This window comes from Edwardsiella sp. A.80236, assembly GCF_044540725.1.
In the GTDB taxonomy this organism is placed as follows: domain Bacteria; phylum Pseudomonadota; class Gammaproteobacteria; order Enterobacterales; family Enterobacteriaceae; genus Edwardsiella; species Edwardsiella tarda.
The window spans coordinates 1-24,512 of record NZ_JBIUCY010000022.1 but is presented as its reverse complement, the minus strand read 5'-3'; the positions used below and the strand labels follow the sequence as shown (position 1 = coordinate 24,512).

The following is a 24,512-nucleotide window of genomic DNA, read 5'->3' as shown; positions in this document are numbered from 1 at the left end:
TTGAATAAACGTTCAAAAAAGTGCGCTACAATGAAGAAAATAAAACGGATGGTTAGGCGGTGATATGGCGCGACCTCTACAACATGATCGTGATGAGGCGCTGCAACAGGCCGTGATCCTGTTCTGGCGTCAAGGCTATTTTGCGACATCGATGAAAGATATTGAGCGGGCACTGAATATGCGCCCCGGTAGTATTTACGCTTCGTTTGGCAGTAAAGAGGTGCTGTTTACGCGCGCGTTAGCCTGTTATACCCAGCAGCAGATCGCCGCCTATGAGGCATTACTCATCGCTCATGGCGATCCGTTTGCGGCCACGGTGGATTTTCTCCAGCAGTTTGGCCAGCCCACTCCTGCATCGATCCCCTCGGCTGTCTGTTTCTTAGTGAAGAGTCTGCTGGAGGTAGAGGGGCAACAGGATGATAGCCTCGCCTCACAGGTACGCTTACACCTGGCGGCGATGGAAGCGGCGTTTTATCGCGCCTTTCTTCCTGTGCTGACGGAGCCGCAGGCTCGACAGTTGGCGCAGTGGTTGCAGAAAGAGGTGATCGGTATTCGTATCATGGCATCACAACTCGGTGATTCGCCCGCCTTGGCGCGGCTGGTGGCTGAGAGTGTTAAGACGTTGCAGCGTTGGCCGCGCAGCGATAGTTGATGAACGCCCGCAGCTCTCGCCCCCTGCGAGGGCACGATTGGCGGGGCCTGCTTGAATATCTCTCATCCCTCCTTGTCATTTCTTCATGAGTAAAATGCATTTTGCGGTTGACGAATCCATCGACTTACGGCAACTTCTATTTAGACGTCTAAACGTATAGATGTTTAATTTTGGCGTGCGGTGGAGCGCACAGGGCAGCGAGCATAAGGATGATCGGGATGAGTTTTTTTCACGCAAGCCAGCATGATGCGCTAAACCAGAGCCTGGCCGAGTTGCAGGGTAGGATCCAGGTTTCCTTTGAGTTTTTTCCCCCCCGTACGCCGGAGATGGAGCAGACACTCTGGCAATCCATCGATCGACTCAGCACCTTGAAGCCCGCGTTTATCTCGGTGACCTATGGCGCAAATTCCGGTGAGCGCGATCGTACTCATTCGGTGATCAAGGGCATCAAGGAGCGTACTGGGCTAGAGGCTGCTCCCCATCTGACTTGCGTCGATGCCAGCCGTGAGGCGTTACGTGCCATCGCCCGAGATTACTGGCAGAGTGGTATCCGTCATATTGTGGCGTTACGCGGTGATTTGGCGGCGGGGGCGGGGCGCCCCGATATGTATGCCAGCGATCTGGTAGCGTTATTGCGCGAGGTGGCGGACTTCGATATATCGGTTGCCGCGTATCCCGAGGTTCACCCGGAGGCGAAGAGTGCCCAGGCCGATCTGTTGAATCTTAAGCGTAAGATTGATGCGGGAGCCAATCGAGCGATCACCCAATTTTTCTTTGATGTGGAAAGCTATCTACGCTTTCGCGATCGTTGTGCGGCGGCGGGGATCGAGGCTGAGATTGTGCCGGGGATCCTGCCGGTTTCAAACTTTGGGCAACTTCAGCGTTTCGCTGCACTGACCAACGTGCGAGTACCGCAATGGATGATGGCGATGTTCGATGGCTTGGAGAATGATGTGGAGACACGCAAGCTGGTGGGGGCGAATATTGCCATGGATATGGTTAAGCTACTCTGCCGTGAAGGGGTGAAGGATTTCCATTTCTACACCTTAAACCGTGCGGAGCTGAGCTATGCTATCTGCCATACCCTGGGGGTACGACCGCAAGCCTAAAGGATGGTAGAACCGTACGACGTGTTTGACGAGTCCTGATATCGGTTGACCGTTTTTTGTCTGTAAAATGCCTGATGAACATCATCGGGCGTTTTATATTTCAGGGCCTGATGTGGTCGCTCATAACGCTATTCAGGACAGGTCAGTTGTTAGCAAAAGCCCGCCTAAGCGGGCTTTTTCGTGCCGTAATCTTCGGCCCATACTAGCCGGTGTTACGCATCCCAGCGGCAACGCCAGCGATGGTAACCATCAGCGCTTGTTCGACGTTTGCGTCCGGCGTCTCTTGTTGGCGTGAGCGATGCAGCAGCTCGGCCTGCAAGACGTTGAGTGGATCGGTATAGACGTTACGTAGGGCGATAGATTCGGCGGCCCAAGGAAGATCGGCCATCAGATGGTCGGTGTTGGCGATGGCCAGTACCGCCTGGATATCGCGTTGTACCTGCTGGCGCAGATCGTTCCCCAATGGCCACAGGGCCGGATCGACCAGGCGTTGATCATAGTACTCCGCCAGCCACAGATCGGATTTAGCGAACACCATCTCGAGCATATCGATACGCGTGGTGAAGAACGGCCAGTCGCGGTACATGTTCTCTAGTGTGTCCCGCTTGCCCTGATCCATCGCCTCGGACAATGCGGCGCCGGCACCGAGCCAGGCTGGTAGCATCAGGCGATTTTGTGTCCAGGCGAAGATCCAGGGGATGGCTCGCAGGCTCTCGACCCCTCCGGTAGGACGGCGCTTGGCAGGGCGAGAGCCCAGTGGGAGTTTGCCCAGCTCCAGCTCCGGTGTGGCCGAGCGGAAATAGGGAACGAAGTCGGGGTTCTCGCGCACATAGCGGCGGTAGAGCGCACAGGAGGTTTGTGATAGCTCATCCATGATATCGCGCCAAGCCTGCTTCGGCGCTGGCGGCGGCAGTAGGTTAGCCTCCAGAATGGCGCTGGTATACAGCGTCAGGCTACTGACCGCGATCTCGGGTAAGCCGAGCTTAAAGCGGATCATCTCCCCTTGCTCGGTGACACGCAGGCCCCCCTTCAGGCTGCCCGGCGGTTGGGAGAGCAGGGCATCGTGTGCCGGTGCGCCGCCACGGCCGATAGAGCCGCCACGACCATGAAATAGGGTCAGGGCGATCCCCGCCTGGTCGCAGACGCGCACCAGTGCCTCTTGCGCACGGTATTGAGCCCAGGAGGCGGCCATCACCCCGGCATCCTTGGCGGAGTCGGAGTAACCGATCATCACCATCTGCTTGCCTTGGATGAAGCCGCGATACCAGTCGATGCTGAGCAGTTGGCTCATCACCGCCTCGGCATTGTTCAGATCATCGAGCGTTTCAAACAGCGGCGCTACCGGTAGGTTGAAGGGACAGCCAGCTTCTTTCAGGAGTAGGTGTACCGCTAAGACATCCGAAGGCGTACGTGCCATGGAGATGACGTAGGCGGCGATGGCGCCAGCCGGTGCCTCGGCGATGACCTGACAGGTATCGAAGACTTCCTTGGTCTCTGGCGACGGTGTCCAATGGCGTGGCACCAATGGACGTTTGGAGTTCAGTTCACGCAGCAGGAAGGCCTGCTTGTCTGCCTCGGACCAGGTTTCATAGTCGCCTAGGCCTAAGTAACGCGTCAGCTCGGCGATGGCCTCGGTGTGGCGTGTGCTCTCCTGGCGGATATCGATACGTACCAGCGGGACGCCGAAACAATGAACCCGGCGTAGGGTATCCAGCAGCTGCCCGTTGGCGATGATCCCCATCCCGCAGGCCATAAGCGAGCGATAGCAGGTATGTAGCGGTTGCCACAATTGGTCGTTGCTGATCAGTAGATCGTTGGGGCGTGGCGGATGCTCGCCGCGCAGGCGGGCATCGAGGTAGGTCTGCGTATCGATCAACTGACGGCGCAGACGTTTTAAGACCTCACGATAAGGCTCTTGCGCCTCCTCGCCAGCCAGCACGCGCAGTTCCGGGGTGCAGACCGTCATGGAGAGTTCCGATACCAACACCTGGACGTCGCGCAGGAATAGCTCGGCGGCTTTCCAACGGCTGAGCAACAGGGCACGGCGTGTCACCTCGGCAGTGACATTGGGGTTACCGTCACGGTCGCCGCCCATCCAAGCGGTGAAGCGTACGGGTACGGCCTCGACGGGGAGCTGGTAACCGAGCGCTTTTTCTAATTGTTCGTTGAATTCGCGCAGAAAGGCGGGAACACCTTCCCACAGGCTATTTTCGACGACGGCATAGCCCCATTTAGCTTCATCGATCGGCGTGGGGCGATTCTTTCGAATTTCGTCGGTATGCCAAGACTGTGCGACCAATTGGCGCAAGCGACGCATGATCTGATTGCGTTCGTAGTCGGCCAGATCGTCATGGTCCAACTGACTGAGGCAGGTATTCACCTCGACCAGCTTATGGATCAGTGTCCGGCGGGTGATCTCGGTCGGATGCGCGGTCAGGACCAGCTCGATCGAGAGATTGTCGACGGCCTGGCGGATCTGAGTCTCGTCCAGGTTCTTCTTCTTCAACCGGGTGAATAATTGTGAGAGGGCATCGGGGTTGCTGGCCGCCTCGCCATGGGGAGAGATACGATGGTATTGCTCCGCGACGTTAGCCAGATTGAGGAACTGGCTAAAGGCCCTTGCCACTGGCAACAGTTCATCGTTAGACAGGTTTTGCAGTGTGTTCAGCAACGCCTGGCGGCTGGCTTCATTGCCAGCACGTGACGACTTGGACAGCCTGCGGATGGTTTCGACGCGATCCAGGATCTGTTCACCCAGTGCGTCTTTGATAGTATCGCCCAGCAGCTTGCCCAACATGCTGACATTGCCACGCATCGCCGAATATTGCTCATTCATAGAACCACTGCCCCTCCCAAGACGTAAATTTCTTTCACCCGGAAATTGTAGAGTGTCTCTTTATAAAGCCACGTTCCGTCTTCTGCGTCAATTGACACAATTTCTTGCCAAAATACACAATTTAGCGGCGTTAACTGAAATTTAATTACGGCATGACCTGAATGGGTCTATTTGATAACAGTTACATTGCAAATGTTGCCGCGTCATCGTTTGCTAACGCAGTTAACGGCCCATTTAGGGCCGACAAAAGTGATGAATCAACTGCATCAACAGCGTGCGCGTTGGCAAAATAAAATCCGTTGCCAGGTACTCATCCGGCTGATGCGCTTGTTCAATCGAGCCGGGACCGAGCACCAGAGTTGGACAGATCTCCTGTAGGAACGGGGCTTCGGTGCAATAGTTGACGACCTCGGCACGCTCGCCTAGCAATTTTTCTATTGTCTGTACCAACGGGGCATGACGTGGACACTCGTAGCCGGGGATCGGCGGATGCAGCGATTCGATGCGTAACCGTCCGGGCCACTGGCGGACGATGGGATCTAGGGCTTGAGTGAGTAACTCATTGAGGTCGTTAAGCGTCATCCCCGGCAGGGGGCGCATATCCAGATGGAGTTCACAGCAGGCACAGATACGGTTAGCGGCGTCACCGCCATGGATATGCCCCAGGTTTATCGTCGGGTAGGGAATGTTAAACGCCGGATTATGGTAACGCTGTTGTAGCGTATTGCGCAGCGTCAGTAGCTGGCCGATGGCATCATGCATGATCTCGATGGCGTTGATGCCACGAGCCGGATCGCTGGAGTGACCGGATTGACCGGTGATGCGAATAGACTCCGAGAGGTGACCTTTGTGTGCTCGGATCGGTTTGAGGGAGGTCGGTTCGCCGATGATGCAGCAGGCGGGGCGTAGCGCCGTATTCGCCGCGAAATAGCGAGCCCCGGCCATGGATGTCTCCTCGTCCGCCGTCGCCAGAATATACAGTGGTTTTGCCAATTTATGCAGTTCGATATCTCGTAACGCATCGAGGATAAAGGCGAAGAAGCCCTTCATATCGGCGGTGCCAAGGCCATATAGCTTGTTATCCTGTTCGCTGAGGGTGAAGGGATCGCGCGTCCAGCGCCCCTCGTCGAAGGGGACCGTATCCGTATGCCCCGCGAGCATTAGCCCATCCGGCCCTTGGCCATAGCTAGCTAACAGATTGAATTTCTTTCTTGTTCCTGGAACGGGCTGGACTTCTACCCGGAATCCCATATCGCTCAACCAACCAGCCAACAGATTGATTAATCGTTCATTACTCTGATCCAGTGCCGCATCGTTGGCGCTGATGGATGGCGTGGCGATAAGCGCGCGGTATAGCTCGATAAATGAGGGTAATTGCGTATTCAATGTTGACAGCCTCTGCTGGGGATAGTATCAATATTCATGCATTTATTTTGAATAAAAATACACTAAAGCTTGTTTGAAAGAAACAGGCAGGGAAGCCCGGATGCCGGCATGGCTGCGGGGCTAACTGGATGAACGACGAGGCGCGGAGGGAGATCGGTGTCTCGCCCGCTATCCATCGTTAACCAAGAGAGGCTATCGCAGCAATGTCCCACAGCCCAACGACTTTAAGAGCGTTAATCGTCGGCGCCAGCGGTTATACCGGTGCCGAGCTGGCCGCTTACCTACAGCGCCATCCCTACATCACCATAGCCGGTTTGATCGTCTCGGCGCAAAGTGTTGATGGTGGTAAGCGCTTATCCGATCTGCATCCTCGCCTAAAAGGCGTGGTCGACCAACGGCTTATTGCCAGTGATGATGTGGCCTCTTTGGCCGAGCTGGCGGATGTGGTCTTCCTGGCGACGGATCATGCCGTGAGTCATCAATTAGCCCCGCAGTTTCTCGCTGCGGGTTGTACGGTCTTCGATCTCTCGGGTGCGTATCGGGTAAATCAGGCGGCGTTTTATTCGCAATATTACGGTTTTACTCATCAATATCCTGAATGGTTAGCCCAGGCGGTCTATGGCCTCGCGGAGTGGCAGGCTGACGCGCTACGTTCGGCGCAACTGATCGCCTTGCCGGGCTGCTATCCCACGGCGGCACAACTGGCACTTAAGCCTTTGCTGGCTGCCGGTTTGGTTGATACGACGCAGTGGCCGGTGATCAATGCCGTTAGCGGGGTGAGTGGTGCCGGACGCAAGGCCAGCCTGAACAACAGCTTTTGTGAGGTGAGCCTGCAACCGTATGGCCTATTCACCCATCGTCATCAGCCAGAGATCGCGGCGCATCTGGGAATACCGGTTATTTTCACCCCCCATCTGGGGAACTTCCCGCGTGGGATCTTAGCGACCATCCACCTGCGGGTGAAAAGCGGCGTCGATGCGGCGGAGATCGCTACGGCGTTCTATCGCGCTTATCAGGAACAGCCGCTGGTGCGCCTAAATACAGAGACGTTGCCATCGGTTGGGGCGGTGGCTGGCACGCCCTATTGCGATATCGGTTTCGCCTTACAGGATGAGCATCTGATCGTGATCGCCGCCGAAGACAACCTGTTAAAAGGGGCAGCAGCCCAGGCAGTGCAGTGCATGAATCTACGCTTTGGCTTTCAGCAGACTTGCGCCCTGCTTTAATTCAAACCAGTTGGAGAGACAGAGGCAGCTATGGATCCATTAATCATTAAACTCGGCGGTGTGTTACTCGATAACCCTCAGGCGATGGAACGCCTTTTCCAGGCGTTGCTACGCTATCGCCGTACTGACCAGCGTCCGATCATCATCGTTCACGGCGGCGGCTGTCTGGTGGATGAGTTGATGGCGCGTCTGCAACTCCCCGTAGAGAAAAGAAATGGTCTACGTGTCACGCCCGCCGATCAGATCGGCATCATCAGCGGTGCATTGGCGGGGACGGCGAATAAGACCCTACAAGCCTGCGCCATTGCCCACGGTTTGCCCGCCTTGGGCTTATCGCTGGCAGACGGCGATATGGTACGGGTCACGCTCCTGGATGAGGCGCTCGGTCATGTGGGTGCGGCGCAGCCGGGATCGCCACAGTGGGTGCGTCAGCTATTGGCGGCGGGGTTCCTGCCGATCGTTAGCTCTATCGGCATCAGTGCCGACGGTATGGTGTTGAATGTTAATGCCGATCAGGCTGCGACGGCGTTGGCCGCAACCTTACAGGCCGATCTACTATTGCTCTCTGATGTCAGCGGCATCCTTGACGGCAAGGGGCAACGTATCGCCGAACTGAGCGCGACGAAGGTACAGCAGCTGATCGCACAAGGCATCATCACCGATGGCATGGTGGTGAAAGTGAATGCCGCACTTGAAGCCGCGCAGACGCTAGGGCGGGCCGTCGATATCGCCGGCTGGCGTTGCGCCGAAAAATTACCGGCCCTGTTTAATGGCGAGGCCGTCGGTACACGTATTTACGCCTAACACAACGACATGATTCGGTTGAACACAAGGAAAATAACTATGGCAACCCCAACTATTAGCAAAATCGTTCTGGCTTATTCCGGTGGTTTAGATACCTCCGCCATTATCCCGTGGCTGAAAGAGAACTACGGGGAGTGCGAGGTCATCGCCTTCGTCGCGGATATCGGCCAGGAGCGTGAGGATCTGGTGGGCATCGAGCAGAAGGCGCTGCGTTCTGGCGCCTCGGCCTGCTATGTGGTGGATCTGCGTGAAACCTTCATCAAGGAGTATGTTTATCCGGTACTGAAGAGTGGCGCGTTGTATGAAGGGAGCTATCTGCTGGGAACCTCAATGGCTCGCCCGTTGATCGCTAAAGCTCAGGTCGAGTTGGCCCTGGAGCTCGGCGCCGATGCACTGTGCCACGGTGCGACCGGTAAGGGTAATGATCAGGTACGCTTCGAGACGACCTATACCGCGCTCGCGCCGCAACTGCAGGTGGTGGCGCCGTGGCGTGAGTGGGATCTGCGTTCGCGTGAGGCTCTGCTCGATTATCTGAAGGTGCGCGACATTCCGACGACGGCTACTCTGGAGAAGATCTACAGCCGTGACGCTAACGCCTGGCACATTTCTACCGAAGGTGGGGTGTTGGAGAGCCCGTGGAATGCCGCGAATCAGGATTGCTGGGTCTGGACCACGGCGCCGGAGGAGGCACCGGATCAGCCAGAGTTGGTCACCGTCGGTGTCGAGCGGGGCGAGGTGGTGTCGGTCAATGGTGTGATGATGACCCCCTTCGGCTGCTTGCAGACGCTGAACGAGATCGGTGCTCGTCATGGTGTGGGACGTATCGATATCGTGGAAAACCGTCTGGTCGGTATCAAGTCACGCGGCTGCTATGAAACCCCCGGGGGCACCATCATGATGGCGGCGCTACGCGGTGTGGAGCAACTGGTTTTGGATCGCGATAGCTTCCAGTGGCGTGAGAAGTTGGGCCAGGAGATGTCTTATGTCGTGTATGACGGGCGTTGGTTCGCTCCGTTACGCCAGTCGTTACAGGCAGCGGCTGACGCCTTGGCCGAGGCGGTCAGCGGTGAGGTAGTGATTAAGCTATATAAAGGTCAGGCGACGGCGATCCAGAAGAAATCGGCTAACAGCTTGTATAACGAAGCCTTTGCAACCTTCGGTGAGGATGACGTTTACGATCACAGCCATGCTGGCGGTTTTATCCGCTTATTCTCTCTGTCATCGCGTATTCGGGCGTTGAACAGCGCCAAATAATCGGCGCGAGCCAGCGAGGTCATCGGCGGGCCAAAGGGTGGCCCGTCGATGAGGTATTCACAGTACGGAGCAGGCACGATGGCACTTTGGGGTGGGCGTTTTAGCCAAGCAGCAGATCAACGGTTTAAACAATTCAATGACTCTTTGCGTTTCGATTATCGTTTAGCAGAGCAAGATATCATCGGCTCCCTGGCGTGGTCACGAGCGTTGGTCGATGTCGGCGTGTTGACGCAGCAAGAGCAGCAGACATTGGCCCAGGCGCTGGCAGCCCTGTTAGAGGAGGTGCGCGCCGAGCCACAGGCGATGCTACACAGTGATGCCGAGGATATTCACAGTTGGGTGGAGCAGCAACTGATCGGGAAAGTCGGTGATCTTGGGAAGAAGCTGCATACCGGTCGCAGTCGTAACGATCAGGTCGCGACCGATCTTAAACTGTGGTGCAAGGCGCAGGGGGCGCTGTTGTGTCAGGCATTGCAGGCGCTACAGCAGGCGTTGATCAGCTGCGCGGAGCAACATCAGGATGCAGTGATGCCGGGTTATACCCATTTGCAGCGTGCCCAGCCGATCACCTTTGCACACTGGTGTCTGGCCTATGTGGAGATGCTGGCGCGTGACGAAAGTCGGTTGGCGGATGCGTTGCGCCGCTTAGATAGCAGCCCATTGGGGTGCGGGGCTTTGGCTGGTACCGCTTATCCCATCGATCGTGAGCAGTTGGCGGGCTGGTTAGGGTTCGCGGCGGCGACGCGTAATAGCCTGGACAGTGTCTCCGATCGTGATCATGTCCTCGAGTTGCTATCTACCGCGGCCATCAGCATGGTACATCTGTCGCGCTTTGCGGAAGATCTGATCTTCTTTAACAGTGGCGAGGCTGGCTTCATCGAGCTGTCGGATCGGGTGACTTCCGGCTCGTCGCTGATGCCACAGAAGAAGAATCCCGATGCTTTGGAGTTGATCCGGGGGAAATGTGGTCGGGTGCAGGGTGCGTTGAGCGGCATGATGATGACCCTAAAAGGCTTACCCTTGGCTTATAACAAAGATATGCAGGAGGACAAGGAGGGATTGTTTGATGCCCTCGATACTTGGCTCGACTGTCTGCATATGGCGGGCCTGGTGTTAGTCGATCTGCAGGTAAAACGTCCGCGTTGTACCGAGGCGGCGCAGCAAGGTTATGCGAATGCCACGGAGCTGGCAGATTACTTAGTCGCCAAGGGTGTGCCATTCCGTGAGGCACATCATATCGTCGGTGAGGTGGTGGTGGCGGCCCTGGCGCAGGGTAAACCGTTGGAGGCCTTGCCGCTGGCGACGCTGCAAGCCTTTAGCCCGGTGATCGGCGAGGATGTTTATGCAACGTTAGCGTTGGCGTCGTGTCTGGCTAAGCGTTGCGCCCGTGGTGGCGTGGCACCACAGCAGGTGGCGCAAGCCATTGCCGAGGCACAGCGCCGTTTAGGGTGAGACTCCGTGTCGTGAGAATGAGCGGCGCCTGAGGGTGCTGCTCGATCATTGAGGCGGTGGATCTCTATCCTGAACTCACTACTCTCCGGGGCAACGTAGGCAGCGTTCGATCTCGTCATCACCGAGGTGTAGTTGGCTTTGCAGGTCGCGCAGGGCGGTACGCAGCCCCTCTTCGATCACCGGATGGTAGAACGGCATATCCAACATCTGGTCGATAGTCAGTTGCTGCTGGTGGGCCCAGGCGAGCAGATGGGCGAGGTGCTCTGCATCCGGGCCAATCATCTCGGCCCCAAGGAAACGACCACTGCCTTGCTCGCCGTATACGTGTAACAACCCTTGGTTACGTAGCATCACGCGGGAACGGCCCTGATCCTCAAAGGAGACTTCGCCGACGGCGAAGCAACCGCAGGCACCATATTTTTCGTTCAGCTCACGGAACGTAGCACCGACCATGGCGATCTGCGGATCGGAAAAGACCACCGAAAGCGGGCTACGGCGCAGGCCGGGGCGGATTTGCGGGTAGCGACCGGCATTGTCACCGGCGATCCGGGCTTGGTCGCTGGCCTCATGCAACAAGGGTAATTGGTTGCTGGCGTCGCCGGCGATGAAGATATGTGCGGCGCTGGTCTGCATGGTTAGTGGGTCAGCTATGGGAACACCGCGTGCATCTCGTTGTAGACGGGTATTCTCTAAGCCGAGGTTATCGACATTAGGGCGTCGTCCGGTGGCGGCTAATACATAGTCTACTCGGCACGTTTGCATCTGGCCGTTGCGATCGCGATAGCGGATACACACCTGATCGCCCTCGCGCTGCATCATCTCGATATCTACATCAGGATCGAGATAGAACGCCTCGCTCAATGTTGTGGCCGCATAGCGGCGCACCGCATCGTCTGTCAGCGGCCCTACCGCTCCACCGATACCGAATACTTTGATCTCTACGCCTAAGCGGTGCAAGGCCTGTCCCAGTTCGAGGCCAATAACACCCGGGCCGAAGACGGCAACGGCGCGTGGCAGGGTATCCCAGGCGAACAGATCGTCGTTGACGATCAAGCGATCGCCCAGCGCGTTCCAATCCGTAGGCCAAGTCGGGCGTGAACCAGTGGCGATCACGATGCGTTGTGCGTGGAGGCGAGTGTGGTCATCGACCTGTAGGGTATGCTCATCGAGGAAGCGGGCATAGCCCATGATCTTATCTTCGGCGGGGATACTCTCGACTCCTTCCATTACAAAGCCCACGAAGCGATCGCGTTCACGCTTGACGCGATCCATTACCGCCCGGCCATCGATATGGATCTCGCCTTGGGGATGGACTCCAAAGGCGGGAGCTCGGGCTATCTGATGAGCCGCTTCCGCCGCCGCGATCAGCAATTTTGATGGCATGCAGCCTACGCGGGCACAGGTGGTGCCAAAGGGGCCGCCTTCGATCATGACGACATGTGGAGTATGGCGCTTGGCGGCACGGTAGGCGCCCAGACCGGCGGTGCCACCGCCGATAACGGCCACATCGACATGTAATTCTTTCATCGTGTGATTCCTCATGCGCAGAAAAAAAAGGCGGGGCAAGCCCCGCCAATGTGTTGGCTTTCATGAGCCATGGATGGCTCTATCGTTATTAAGCCTATTGCAGGTAATGCTCCAAATCATCGCTGCCGCCAATATGTCGGCCGCCGATAAAGACTTGTGGAACCGTCGCTCGCCCCGTGACGGCGCGCAGGCTGACCAGTGTTGCGTCTCGACCTAGGGAGATCTCTTCATATTGAAGGCCTCTATCGCGGAGTAACTGCTTTGCCTTGGCGCAGTAAGGGCAATCGGGTTTTGTGAAGAGTGCAATCGAGGGCTGTAGTTGATGTTCCGGTGCGAGGTAGTTCAGCATCGTATCGGCGTCGGAAACCTGGAAGGGATCGTCCAAGGTATCAGGCTCGATGAACATTTTCTCTATCACGCCGTCACAGACCAACATGGAGTAACGCCAGGCGCGCGGACCGAAGCTTTGTTCGGACTTCTCGACCATCATGTTCATGCCACGGGTAAAGTGGCCCTCTCCGTCCGGCAAGAATGTCACATGCTCGGCCTTCTGCGCCTCTTTCCATGCTTCCATGACGAAAGCATCGTTGACGGATACGCAGAGAATGCGGTCTATACCATACTGCTGGAAGATAGGCGCCAATTCGTTGTAGCGTGGTAAGTGGCTTGAAGAGCAAGTTGGTGTGAATGCTCCCGGCAATGAAAAAACGATGACGCGTTGGTCACGGAACAGTTCATCGCTGGTCACTTCGATCCATTGATCACCTTGATGAGTATGAAAGGTAACCTGTGGGACTCTTTTGCCTTCTTGACTGCTAAACATGCATGACAACCTTTTCTCGGAAACAAAACGACGTTATGGCCTGTTACTTATCATTCATTATTGAGACTCCCTCTTGATAGTTCTAATCGTTCATTGCTATCTTATTCATCGGTGCTTGCTATCTGTTGCGGGGGAAACATGAATATCCGGGATTTGGAGTATCTGGTGGCGTTGGCAGAGCATCGCCACTTTCGACGGGCGGCTGATTCGTGCCATGTCAGCCAGCCAACGTTAAGCGGTCAAATCCGTAAGCTAGAAGATGAGCTTGGGGTCATGCTGTTGGAACGGACCAGTCGTAAGGTATTGTTTACGCAGGCAGGTCTACTGTTGGTCGAGCAGGCACGTACCGTGTTGCGCGAGGTCAAGGTGCTGAAGGAGATGGCCAGTCAGCAGGGTGAGGCGATGTCCGGTCCGTTACACATTGGGTTGATCCCGACGGTTGGACCCTACCTGTTGCCGCAGATCATCCCCATGCTACACCAGGCCTTCCCTAAATTAGAGATGTATCTGCATGAGGCTCAGACTGCTCAACTACTGGCGCAGTTAGATAGCGGTAAGCTGGATTGTGCCATCCTGGCCTTGGTCAAGGAGACAGAGGCGTTTATCGAGATCCCGCTATTTGATGAGCCGATGACGCTGGCGGTGTATAGCGATCACCCTTGGGCGAGGAAAGAGCGTATCGCGATGCCGGAGTTGGCGGGGGAACATCTGTTGATGTTGGAGGATGGTCACTGTTTGCGCGATCAGGCGATGGGCTTCTGTTTTGAGGCCGGTGCCGATGAGGATACCCACTTCCGGGCTACCAGTCTGGAGACACTGCGTAATATGGTGGCTGCCGGCAGTGGTATCACACTCTTGCCCGATCTGGCGGTGCCCATCGAGCGGCAGCGTGATGGAGTGAGTTATCTCCCCTGTTATAAGCCGGAACCGAAGCGAACTATCGCTCTGGTCTATCGTCCTGGTTCACCTTTACGCGCGCGCTATGAACAGCTCGCGGAGGCGATCCGCGAGCATATGCAAGAGGTGATGAACCAGCGTGAAGCATTAAAACAGGCGGTTTAACCCGTTTAGTGCCGCGACGCGATAGGCTTCGGCCATGGTCGGGTAGTTGAAGGTAGTATTGACGAAATATTCGATAGTATTGCCTTCCCCCTTCTGTTCCATGATCGCTTGGCCGATGTGGATAATCTCGGCGGCGCGCTCACCAAAGCAGTGAATGCCTAGAATCTGCTTAGTATCACGATGGAACAGGATTTTTAACCCACCGACATTCATCCCCGCTATCTGTGCGCGAGCCAGATGCTTAAACTGCGAGCGACCGACCTCATAGGGGATCTTCATCGCCGTCAGCTCCTGTTCCGTTTTACCGACGGAGCTGATCTCTGGAATGGTGTAGATACCGGTAGGGATATCTTCGATAAGATGGGTATGCGCTTGACCGCGAGTAATGACTTGGGCGGCGATACGTCCTTGGTCATAGGCGGCCGAGGCTAGGCTAGGATAGCCGATGACATCCCCGACGGCATAAATATGCGGTACGTCGGTCTGGTAACGGGCGTTCACGTTGAGTTGACCGCGTTTATCGGCGGATAATCCGACCGCCTCTAGCTGTAGCCCGTCGGTATTCCCGGTACGACCGTTAGCGAACAACAGGCAGTCTGCCTTCACCTTTTTGCCGGATCGCAGGTGAACGATCACCCCATCATCCAGCCCCTCAATTTGTTCAAACTCCTCGTTGTGGCGGATGACTACGCCGTTATTCCAGAAGTGATAGGAGAGCGAGTCTGACATCTCCTGATCCAAGAAAGAGAGGAGGCGATCGCGGGTATTAATCAGATCGACTTTGACGTTGAGGCCACGGAAGATCGAGGCATACTCACAACCGATTACGCCGGCGCCATAGATGATGATATGGCTAGGTTCGTGATGGAGATTAAGGATGGAGTCACTGTCGTAGATGCGGGGGTGGCTGAAATCGATCTCTTGCGGGTGATAGGGGCGCGAGCCGCAAGCGATGACGATGTTATCCGCCGTGAGTGTGTCGCTGCTACCATCCGCATAGGTCACGCTTAGCGTATGCGCATCGATAAATCGCGCTTGGCCGTAGAATAGTTGGCAATGATTACGTTCATAAAACCCCTGGCGCATGCGGGTTTGTTGATTAATTACGCTATCGGCGTGACGTAGGATATCGGGGAAAGTGGCACTGATTAGGCGGGTATTGTCGCTGTAAAGCGGGTTTTGGTTAAACTCAATGATACGACTTACTGCATGACGTAGGGCTTTCGAAGGGATGGTGCCCCAGTGGGTACATCCTCCACCGACGCTGAATTGCCGTTCGATCACGGCAACGCGCGCCCCTTGTTTAACCAATCCCATGGCGGCGCCTTCACCTCCGGGACCTGAACCAATCACAATGGCGTCAAAACGGAAATGCTGTTGCATGTTAGAGTAGGCCTTTTTTTATACAAAACCACAACGGCATCTTAACATGGAATACTATGTAGCCCAATCATCCTCATTATTTATATAAGAAATATTTATGATTAGTAGGTAATGATGGAATAGCCTCGCCGAGGATCGAGGCGATGGTTAATCCAGCGTGGTGTAGCTAAGTTTGATATAGTGAGACGATGGTGGGACACACGGCGTGCCTGCCGGAAGGCCAGATATGAAGAGAGTAACGGGTAAACCTATGGGCGTTAGGGCACAACAAAAAGAACGGACCCGCCGTTCCCTCATCGAGGCGGCATTTAATCAGCTTAGTGCCGAGCGCAGTTTCGCGAGTCTGAGCCTGCGAGAAGTGTCACGCGAGGCGGGGATCGCGCCGACCTCATTTTACCGTCATTTCCGCGATGTGGATGAGTTGGGTTTGACCATGGTGGATGAGAGCGGCTTGATGTTGCGCCAGTTGATGCGCCAGGCACGTCAGCGCATCGCCAAGGGCGGCAGTGTGATCCGCACCTCGGTTGCGACCTTCATGGAGTTTATCGGCAATAATCCGAATGCGTTTCGTCTCTTGTTACGTGAGCGCTCAGGGACCTCTGCTGCATTTCGTGCGGCGGTTCAACGTGAAATTCAGCATTTTATTGCGGAACTTGCCGATTATCTGGAAATCGAAAACCACATGCCGCGCAGTTTTACCGAAGCACAGGCCGAGGCAATGGTTACCATTGTGTTTAGCGCGGGTGCTGAGGCGTTAGATATCGATAACGAGCAACGACGCCAGCTGGAAGAGCGCCTAGTGCTACAGCTGCGGATGATTTCTAAAGGGGTGTACTACTGGTATCGTCGTGAGCAGGAAAAGGCACATCTGGCGCAGCTACAGCTCGCCGAAGGTGCCGAAGGTAGCATTCACCATCATAAGTCATAGGGGAGGAGATGAGTAAACGTCGTCTTGATATAGGAACGCTGATCCTGTCTACCGTGGCAGGCTTATCCATTAGCGGCTCATTCTCTGCGCTGTTTAGCAGCGTGGTGCCTTTTTCTATTTTTCCACTGTTGGCCTTGGTGCTCTCCGCCTATTGCCTGCACCAACGTTATCTCAACGTTGCCATGCCGGAAGGCATGCCGATGCTCTCCTCGTCTTGCTTCTTACTCGGTCTGCTGTTTTATAGCACCTTGATTCGTGTCGAGTATCCGGCTATCGGTTCCAATTTTCTCCCCTCCTTGCTGTGCGTGGTGCTGGTGTTGTGGATCGGCGTACGCATCAAGAAACAGCGCGATCGTATCGCACAGGAGCGGGATGATGAGGATGATGACGATAAAGGTCTCTGAATCGGTAACAACGACTCGGGCAGCCTATTGGCTGCCCGATTTTTTTGAACTTAACGGCGCTCAAGCAGTACGCCGCACTCCATGTGGTGGGTATAGGGAAACTGGTCAAACAGTGCCAGGCGTGTCATGCGATGGCTCTGACTGAGAGTCTGGAGATTGGCGCACAATGTCTCAGGATTACAGGAGATGTATAAGATCTGAGGATAGCCTTGCACCATGTTGAGCGTCTCTGCGTCTAGGCCGCTACGTGGCGGGTCGACGAAGATGGTATTGCAGGCATAGCTGTGTAGATCGATACCTTGCAACCGGTTGAAGGCACGAACGCCTTGCATTGCCTGGGTAAACTCTTCGGCTGACATACGAATGATCTGAACGTTGTCTATCTGATTGGCGGTAATGTTGTATTGTGCGGCGGCCACAGAGGGCTTGGCGATCTCCGTGGCGAGGACGCGGCGGAAGTTACGTGCCAGCGCCAGGGAGAAATTACCATTACCACAATACAGCTCCAGTAAGTCGCCACGCGCATCCTGGGTTGCATCCAGCGCCCACTCTAACATCTGGATGTTGATCGCCGCGTTGGGCTGGGTGAAGCTATTCTCCACCTGACGGTAGATCATGTCGCGTCCAGCGATCGGCAGGACCTCATCGACCCAATCTCGATCGAGACAGATTTTGGTTTTACTGGCGCGTCCGATCAGTTGAACATCATACCCTTGAGCTTGTAGCTGGTTACGTAGCGTCTTTGCAGCGTGGCGCCAGGCGTCATCCAGCGGGCGATGGTAGAGCAGCGAGATGATGGCTTGATTGCTACGCGTCGAGAGATAATCGATCTGGAACAACTTGTGGCGCAACGTCGGATTAGGGCGTAGGGCATCGATCAGCAAGGGCATCAGTCGGTTGATTAGCTCGCTAGCCGCAGGGAACTGATCGACGCGGATACGTCGTTTAGTCTGAGCGTCAAACATGATGTGGTATAGATCGTCACCCTCATGCCAGATACGGAATTCTGCACGCATCCGGTAGTGGCTAGCCGGGGAGCGAAAAGCCTGAACGGCGGGGGCGCCGAAGGGCTGCATCATCTGCGCCAAACGGTGGATCTTTTCCTGGAGCTGTTCATCATAGTGTTCGGTTGGCAGCATGCTTGGTGTCATATCGGTTCTCATCGGCATGGGGTTCAGGCAGCGTGTTTACGCCGCTGCGGATGTTTGTCCGCGATAGGGTAGTACTGACACGCTGCACTCTGAAAGCGGAATGCGCTTGAATGGCGACAGGTATCCTAAAAGCTGGGATTGTAGGCGATGGACGCATGATGTCCAGCCCCAGATGGGCTTTTCCATTAGCCGTCTGCCAGGCGGGGTGGCCATAGTGATGCTAGTTTTGGGGGGAACGGCATTGCCTTCCGCCACGCATTGTATTACCGCTCCCCATGACTACATGACTACATGACTACATGACTACATGGCTACATGGCTACGCGAGATAATATCGGGATGCGGAGAGTGCTGGCGAGAGTCGATACTCGCCAGCCGGGGCTTTTGTTAGAAACGATAGTTCAGCATAGTGACAAAAATATCATCAGTACTGATGTGATTGTTGCGGGTGAATGTGTTGTTATCCAATAGGTTAATCTTATATTCGAGGATTAACGCTAGATTTCTATTGAAGGCATAGGTCGTCGCTAGGTCGAGATATTTGACGTAGGTTTGGTTGCTGCCTGCGTCGCCCTTCAGATCCTTGGCCGTCCCGTTTAGGTAAGCGATGGAGGGTTTCAGGCCGCAGTCGAACTGGTATTGTGCTAACAGCTCATAACCACGCGCCTTGGGAGCGAAGCCATCCTGTTTACCGATGTAGTGCATATTTTTGACTTCGCCATAGATAGCAGCCAGATACACATTATGGTTGTCATATTTGGCACCGACGTTCCATCCCGTGGCGCGCTTACCTAACTGATCTTCACGCTGCTCCAGCGTTCGGGCTGAATTGGCGTATGAGCTACCGATACTGAGACCATTAGTGAAGTGATAGACTAGGGAGGTCCCGACGCCATTACCATTCTGGTGAGCCACGCCGCGAGGGTTATTGCTCAATGGCCCAATCTGATTTTCCGGATCGTTCCAGCCATCGTTTTTACCTTGGACTTGTAGGGCGAAGTCTAATCCCTCGACGAGATTAAAAATATTACGGTTGCGGTAGGTGGCGACGTTGTTGGTACGATAAGTCATAAAGTTATCGATACCATCATAGGATAGTCCACCGAAGACAGGTACTGGGGCACCAGTCCAGCCATTAATATCGTTGAGGATGCCGTAGTTTCGACCATAATCAAAACTTCCGTATTGTCCGAAGCCGACGCCGGCATAGCCGATACGAGTGGTGTTTCTATTACGGTAGGTGCTTTCTGATTGATTTAATTTAACGTTATATTCCCAACGGGCATAACCAATCATCAAGTCGTTAATTTTGGTTTCACCGCGTAGAGTAAATTTAACTTTAGATTGATCGCCCGCGATATGATTATCAGATGAGAAATAGTGACGGACCTTAAATGAACCATCTAAATAAACCCGGTTGCCATCCTTGTTATAAATTTCAGCAGCCTGTGAAATGAGCGGTAACATACCCATGCAGCTTATGGTTGATAATACCATAAGCGAGCGGATCTTATTCATCATTGATTCCCGAAAGTGATTACATAAAGTTATTAAAATAGGTAGCAAGAGTGTTGCTTTTTTTATGATTATATAAAAAATGGGCACATTTTTGTGATGAATGTCACGTATTTAAGTCTATTTGTATCATGAATATCTTTAAACAGAGATCATGGTCACGTTAATCATTAGGCTTGAATCGATAGAATTTTAAAAACTCCACTCGGTCTTCTTCACAAAAAATCACCAGAGATTACTGCTATGTCTATAAGCAAAAAAAAATCGTTGTTAGCCTTGGTTATCGCTACATCTAGCCTCTTTTGCTCGCCGACGCTTTTCGCTACCGAGGTCGCTAGCCAGCCCAATCTAGGGGCTACATTGACGCAGTTGACACAGCAATACCCTATTCATTGGATCTCTATTGAGCAAGTTGCCGAGAGCCTGAAGGGTAAGGCACCGATTAGTGTCGGGTTTGATATTGATGATACGTTACTTTTCTCTAGCCCGGCATTTTTCTATGGTAAGCAAAAATTCTCTCCGGATAGCAATGCCTTTTTGAAGAATCAAACGTTCTGGGATGAGGTAAGCAGTAGCGGTTGGGATCGCTTCTCTATTCCGAAAGATTCAGGTCGTGCATTGATGGAGTTGCATTTAAAACGTGGCGATCATGTTTATTTTATTACGGGTCGGCCGATGCCCTCTAATGGGAAAGAAGATTTAACGCAAACGCTGAAAGATGACTTTAAGATTCCGGATAATCAGCTGAATAAGGTTATTTTCGCCGGGACGAAGCCCGATGCGAAGGTTGAATATATGCAGAAACATCATATCACTATGTTCTATGGTGATTCTGATAACGATATCCTTGATGCGCGAAAAGCGGGGGCCGAAGGTATCCGTGTATTACGTCCATTGAACTCCACTAATAAGCCGATGCCGAAAAATGGTGTATTTGGTGAAAAAGTAATCATTAACTCCCAATACTGATCGGCGGCATAAAGATAAGAGGACATGATGAAGCATGCATTTAAATTGAGTCTGGCCGCCGCCATGATGGTGTTGGCCGGTTGCGCCGCCCATCCTAAGGATGCGCAGCAGAGTGCACAACAGCAACTGTCATCTCAGGCAACGCTGGCTGTTAACTGGATGCAGCAGTCAGGTGAGTATCAGGCGTTGTCCTGGCAGGCGTTCAATGTAGCGAAAACAGCATTTCTCAATAATCCGGCCCCGAAGGGGAGTAAGAAGGCGGTGATCGTCGATATCGATGAAACGATGTTGGATAACACGCCCTATGCGGCATGGCAGATTAAACAGTCGCGCAGTTTCAGCGAGGCGGATTGGGATAAGTGGGTAGAGGCACGCCAGGCGAAGGCACTACCGGGCGCGGCTTCCTTTGCGCACTTCGTGCTCGATCATGGTGGACGTGTCTTCTATATCTCCAACCGCACTCAGCAGGGCTTAGCGAGCACTGAGGCCAATCTGAAAGCTCAGGGTTTTCCTGATATCAGCGCACAGACATTGTTGCTAAAAGATAGCAGCGGTAGTAACAAGGTCGCTCGTTTCAAGCGGGTGAGCGAAATGGGTTATTACCCGGTGTTGTTCGTCGGCGATAACCTGAATGACTTTACTGGTGAGACTTATCACCAGGCTAACGCGCAGCGTAAGGGGTTTGTGGCGGAGAATCACCAGAAATTCGGTACGCAGTTTATTATTCTACCCAATCCCTCTTATGGTGATTGGGAGGGGGGAATGGCACCGGGTTATTGGCAACAGTCTGCCGCCGGGAAGTTGAAGATCCGTGATGCTAACCTGTCGGCTTGGCATCCGTCGGTACAGTAAACCTCCTGTACTGGGCGCCGATTTCGGCGCCTTTAATGACCTATTATGTGCTATCACCAGCACATTTTTTTGTCACTAAAAACTCGACTGATTAATCGTTATTTTAGTCGAAAATGATGTTGATTGCGTTGAGCCTCATATAATTCTCTCATTGCCCTTCTATTTCCCTATTATGACGCCAATCGTTGGCGAGATTGCATACGTTTGAGAGTATCCCTACTAGCGTGTGACGGGTAGAATGCCTCGTTTTTTTTGGGGTTGGTGGCAGGGCGCCAACCCTTTACGCTGAGATGAAAAGTAGGGTCATATCATAATGAATAACAAATATCCGGTTATTGCGTGGTTGCCGCTTACGGTCGTCGCTATGCCTAACGTTGCGCTGGCCGCGTCGAGTGACATGGTCGTAACCGCGAGCCGTTTTAGCCAGCCCGTATCGACGGTGTTGGCACCAATGGATGTGGTGACGCGCGATGAGATCGAGCGTTGGCAATCGAAGAGCCTCGATGAGGTAATGCGCCGTCTACCGGGGGTCGACATCGCCCAAAATGGGGGGTTAGGTCAGAACTCCACGCTTTATCTGCGTGGTAGCGAAGCGCGGCAGGCTCTCATCCTGCTGGACGGTATTCCGCTGGCGCGCCCGGGGATCAGTAATGTTGCCGCATTGAACAAGATCCCTATTGCCATGGTGCAGCGTATCGAATATATCCGTGGGCCGCGTTCGGCAGTTTACGGTTCTGGGGCCATCGGTGGTGTGATTAATATCATTACACTGGATGCGGAGCCGGGGGCGAGGTTGGGGATCGGGACTGGTTCGAATCATTATCAGCAATATGATGCCGGGGTACGCCAGCAGTTAGGGAATACAACACTCTCCTTGGCTGGTGCCTTCCAATCGACGGAAGGATTTAATGTGAAGCCCGATTCCCCTTATGCACCTGACGGTGACCGTGATGGTTTCCGTAATAAGGTGCTATGGGGAGGGGTCGAGCATCGTTTTACGCAGGCGTGGTCAGGTTTTGTCCGTGGCCATGGCTATAGCGATGCCTCGGATTACGATGCGGGGAAATATGGTAAGGCGAGTAGTGGTACCCAGCGTCAGCTTTACAATCATAGCTATGATATGGGGCTGCGCTATCAGTCTGGAGTCTATGCTTCGCAGTTAATCGCGGCTTACCAGCGTGTTAAAGACTATAACTACGGTCCGGTCTATGGTCGCTATGGTAAGGGGAGTTCACTGGATGATCTGCGCCAGTATAACCTGCAATGGGGTAATACCTACCGTTTCGACAGCGGTATGCTGAGTGCCGGTGCCGACTGGCAGCAGCAACGCTTGATCTCATCGGATATCCAGAAGAAGCAACATTACCAGCGCTACGACACAGGGTTTTATCTGAGCGGCCAACACAAAGTGGGTAGCGTGACACTCGAGGCCTCCGGACGAGCGGATAATGATCAGCAATTTGGCTGGCATGGTACCTGGCAGAGCGCGGCCGGTTGGGAGTTTGCCTCTGGCTACCGAGCGACGCTCTCCTATGGTACCGGTTTTCTGTCACCCTCTTTGGGGCAACAGTTCGGTGCCGATCGGATGAATATCAAGAGTAACCCAGACTTGCGTCCAGAAGAGTCTCGCCAATGGGAGCTGGGATTAAGTGGGTTGAGTGGTCCGTTGGATTGGCAACTTTCGGCTTATCGTAATCAGGTGCGTAATCTGATCACCTATTTTAGCGATCCTGATACCCAACAAGGGCAGTACCTTAACATTGACTCAGCGACGATTAAGGGGGTGGAGTGGGTCGGCAGTTTTGATACTTGGGTAGTGAGTCATCGGATTACTTTGCAATATATCGATCCTCGAGATGATAAGACAGGCGAGCTATTGCCACGCCGTTCCCGTCATCAAGGTAAGTATCAATTGGATTGGGCAATGGGGTCGCTGGAGATGGATCTAGCCTACCAATATTATGGCCGCCGTAATGATAGCTCGGCTCCCGGTGGAAAACTTCCGAGTTATAGTACGATGGACGTTTCGGCCTCTTATCCTGTTACATCTCAACTGACGGTTCGTGGTAGAATTGGTAATCTTCTGGATAAAAATTACCAAACCGCTTATGGCTACCAAACCGCAGGACGGGAATATTATCTCTCCGGTAGCTACACCTTCTGATGATGTAGCCACTGCCAAGCCCACCGTGCTGGTGTTCGACTCTGGGGTCGGTGGGCTTTCCGTTTATCAAGAGATCCAAGCCTTATTGCCGGATCTCCACTATATCTATGCATTCGATAACCAAGGCTTCCCTTATGGGGAGAAAGAGGCTGCATTTATTACCGAGCGGGTGCTACTGATCGTTGAGGCGATTCAACGGCGTCATGCGCTATCGGCTATGGTTGTGGCGTGTAATACAGCGAGTACCATTGTATTACCGGCATTGCGCGAGCGTTTTTCTTTTCCGGTCGTGGGTGTGGTTCCCGCTATCAAGCCTGCGGCGAAACTGACACGTAATGGGATCGTCGGCCTATTGGCGACGCGCGCCACCGTTCAACGTGCCTACACGCATGAACTCGTCGCTCGTTTTGCGGCTGATTGCCAGATTAAGATGTTAGGCTCGGCCGAGTTGGTCGAGATTGCCGAGGCTAAGTTACATGGTGAGGCAGTAGAACTACAACGGCTGCGTGCGATTTTGCGCCCATGGCTCACCATGGCTGAGCCACCGGATACGGTCGTACTAGGCTGTACCCATTTCCCGTTGTTACGTGCGGAATTGGCTCAAGTATTACCGGTAGGAACGCGGATGGTCGATTCGGGTGCCGCGATTGCGCGTCGGGTTGCTTGGCTGATTGCCAATCAGCCAACTCTGACTGGAACTGATCGGCGTAATGTCGCCTATGCGACGCATTGTGATGCACAAACAGCGGCATTATTGCCCGTTTTATGCCAGCAGGGTTTCGATGCACTCGAAGAATTGTCCATATAAGCGGCGATTTATACCGAGTTGCTGAAAAGTTGCCCTGTCGCGCGATTTTTTTAAAATTAGGACTTGTCACCTCGCGAGAAGTCCCTATAATGCGCCACCACTGACCGGGAACAACGACAACAACGTCGCTCAGTCAGGCAGAGAAAGCAAAAATAAATGCTTGACTCTGCGGGCGAAAAGCGTAATATACGCAGCCCACGCCGACGA

General features: G+C 54.1%; 20 protein-coding genes. 13 read left to right on the top strand and 7 right to left on the bottom strand.

What is annotated here, in order from left to right:
• Window positions 1-64: 64 nt before the first annotated feature.
• Together ACEQFP_RS15515 and metF are read left to right on the top strand one after the other, a co-directional pair.
• Entirely contained in the window at window positions 65-652 is a 588-nt protein-coding gene (locus tag ACEQFP_RS15515; RefSeq protein ID WP_005280593.1) for a TetR/AcrR family transcriptional regulator, read from the top strand.
• A 218-nt stretch (window positions 653-870) separates the two neighbouring features.
• Window positions 871-1,761, top strand: a complete 891-nt coding sequence (gene metF / locus ACEQFP_RS15510; RefSeq protein WP_370547109.1) for a methylenetetrahydrofolate reductase — start codon at window positions 871-873, stop codon at window positions 1,759-1,761.
• A 202-nt stretch (window positions 1,762-1,963) separates the two neighbouring features.
• Here metF and ppc read toward each other — a convergent pair whose 3' ends face one another.
• Together ppc and argE are read right to left on the bottom strand one after the other, a co-directional pair.
• Complete coding sequence (gene ppc, locus ACEQFP_RS15505; protein ID WP_005280601.1) at window positions 1,964-4,597, bottom strand: phosphoenolpyruvate carboxylase; 2,634 nt, start codon at window positions 4,595-4,597, stop codon at window positions 1,964-1,966.
• Window positions 4,598-4,831: 234 nt separating this feature from the next.
• Window positions 4,832-5,983, bottom strand: coding sequence for an acetylornithine deacetylase (argE, locus tag ACEQFP_RS15500; RefSeq protein WP_370547108.1), 1,152 nt, complete (start codon window positions 5,981-5,983; stop codon window positions 4,832-4,834).
• A gap of 203 nt (window positions 5,984-6,186) precedes the next feature.
• Here argE and argC point away from each other — a divergent pair, with 203 nt between their 5' ends.
• The 4 genes from argC (at window position 6,187) to argH (ending at window position 10,719) form a co-directional block, all read left to right on the top strand.
• Complete coding sequence (gene argC, locus ACEQFP_RS15495) at window positions 6,187-7,209, top strand: N-acetyl-gamma-glutamyl-phosphate reductase (protein WP_370547107.1); 1,023 nt, start codon at window positions 6,187-6,189, stop codon at window positions 7,207-7,209.
• 30 nt (window positions 7,210-7,239) lie between these two features.
• A complete protein-coding gene (gene argB / locus ACEQFP_RS15490) occupies window positions 7,240-8,013 on the top strand; it encodes an acetylglutamate kinase (RefSeq protein ID WP_005280610.1) in 774 nt (257 codons plus the stop codon).
• 39 nt (window positions 8,014-8,052) lie between these two features.
• Window positions 8,053-9,267, top strand: coding sequence for an argininosuccinate synthase (locus ACEQFP_RS15485; RefSeq protein ID WP_035596740.1), 1,215 nt, complete (start codon window positions 8,053-8,055; stop codon window positions 9,265-9,267).
• A 78-nt stretch (window positions 9,268-9,345) separates the two neighbouring features.
• Window positions 9,346-10,719 carry an argininosuccinate lyase gene (argH, locus tag ACEQFP_RS15480; RefSeq protein ID WP_005297434.1) on the top strand — a complete coding sequence of 458 codons (1,374 nt, stop codon included), beginning with the start codon at window positions 9,346-9,348 and terminating at the stop codon, window positions 10,717-10,719.
• A gap of 78 nt (window positions 10,720-10,797) precedes the next feature.
• Here the strand turns inward: argH and ACEQFP_RS15475 are convergent, their stop codons facing one another.
• A complete protein-coding gene (locus ACEQFP_RS15475; protein WP_047060685.1) occupies window positions 10,798-12,246 on the bottom strand; it encodes a dihydrolipoyl dehydrogenase in 1,449 nt (482 codons plus the stop codon).
• Between the two features lie 94 nt (window positions 12,247-12,340).
• Window positions 12,341-13,069, bottom strand: coding sequence for a glutathione peroxidase (locus ACEQFP_RS15470; protein ID WP_370547106.1), 729 nt, complete (start codon window positions 13,067-13,069; stop codon window positions 12,341-12,343).
• Window positions 13,070-13,207: 138 nt separating this feature from the next.
• Between ACEQFP_RS15470 and oxyR the strand changes: the two genes are divergently transcribed.
• Window positions 13,208-14,131, top strand: coding sequence for a DNA-binding transcriptional regulator OxyR (gene oxyR, locus ACEQFP_RS15465; RefSeq protein WP_005280624.1), 924 nt, complete (start codon window positions 13,208-13,210; stop codon window positions 14,129-14,131).
• Here the strand turns inward: oxyR and sthA are convergent.
• Window positions 14,114-15,514 carry a Si-specific NAD(P)(+) transhydrogenase gene (gene sthA / locus ACEQFP_RS15460; protein WP_005280628.1) on the bottom strand — a complete coding sequence of 467 codons (1,401 nt, stop codon included), beginning with the start codon at window positions 15,512-15,514 and terminating at the stop codon, window positions 14,114-14,116. The two genes, oxyR and sthA, sit on opposite strands and share 18 nt — an antisense overlap.
• A gap of 250 nt (window positions 15,515-15,764) precedes the next feature.
• On the opposite strand from sthA, the gene fabR reads away from it, so the two are divergent.
• On the top strand, window positions 15,765-16,442 hold the full coding sequence (gene fabR / locus ACEQFP_RS15455) for an HTH-type transcriptional repressor FabR (RefSeq protein ID WP_005297440.1): 678 nt from the start codon (window positions 15,765-15,767) through the stop codon (window positions 16,440-16,442).
• A gap of 8 nt (window positions 16,443-16,450) precedes the next feature.
• Window positions 16,451-16,846, top strand: a complete 396-nt coding sequence (locus tag ACEQFP_RS15450) for a YijD family membrane protein (protein ID WP_005280634.1) — start codon at window positions 16,451-16,453, stop codon at window positions 16,844-16,846.
• A 50-nt stretch (window positions 16,847-16,896) separates the two neighbouring features.
• Here ACEQFP_RS15450 and trmA read toward each other — a convergent pair whose 3' ends face one another.
• Both trmA and ACEQFP_RS15440 read right to left on the bottom strand, forming a co-directional pair.
• Complete coding sequence (gene trmA, locus ACEQFP_RS15445) at window positions 16,897-17,997, bottom strand: tRNA (uridine(54)-C5)-methyltransferase TrmA (RefSeq protein ID WP_370547105.1); 1,101 nt, start codon at window positions 17,995-17,997, stop codon at window positions 16,897-16,899.
• 387 nt (window positions 17,998-18,384) lie between these two features.
• On the bottom strand, window positions 18,385-19,518 hold the full coding sequence (locus ACEQFP_RS15440) for a porin (RefSeq protein ID WP_035600183.1): 1,134 nt from the start codon (window positions 19,516-19,518) through the stop codon (window positions 18,385-18,387).
• A 237-nt stretch (window positions 19,519-19,755) separates the two neighbouring features.
• On the opposite strand from ACEQFP_RS15440, the gene aphA reads away from it, so the two are divergent.
• The 4 genes from aphA (at window position 19,756) to murI (ending at window position 24,305) form a co-directional block, all read left to right on the top strand.
• Entirely contained in the window at window positions 19,756-20,481 is a 726-nt protein-coding gene (aphA, locus tag ACEQFP_RS15435; protein WP_005280643.1) for an acid phosphatase AphA, read from the top strand.
• 27 nt (window positions 20,482-20,508) lie between these two features.
• A complete protein-coding gene (locus tag ACEQFP_RS15430) occupies window positions 20,509-21,333 on the top strand; it encodes a 5'-nucleotidase, lipoprotein e(P4) family (protein ID WP_370547571.1) in 825 nt (274 codons plus the stop codon).
• A gap of 313 nt (window positions 21,334-21,646) precedes the next feature.
• Window positions 21,647-23,497: a TonB-dependent vitamin B12 receptor BtuB gene (btuB, locus tag ACEQFP_RS15425; protein WP_035600181.1), complete on the top strand. Its 1,851-nt coding sequence runs from the start codon at window positions 21,647-21,649 to the stop codon at window positions 23,495-23,497.
• A complete protein-coding gene (gene murI, locus ACEQFP_RS15420) occupies window positions 23,442-24,305 on the top strand; it encodes a glutamate racemase (protein WP_370547104.1) in 864 nt (287 codons plus the stop codon). Before btuB ends, murI begins: the two co-directional genes overlap by 56 nt.
• Window positions 24,306-24,512: the final 207 nt, after the last annotated feature.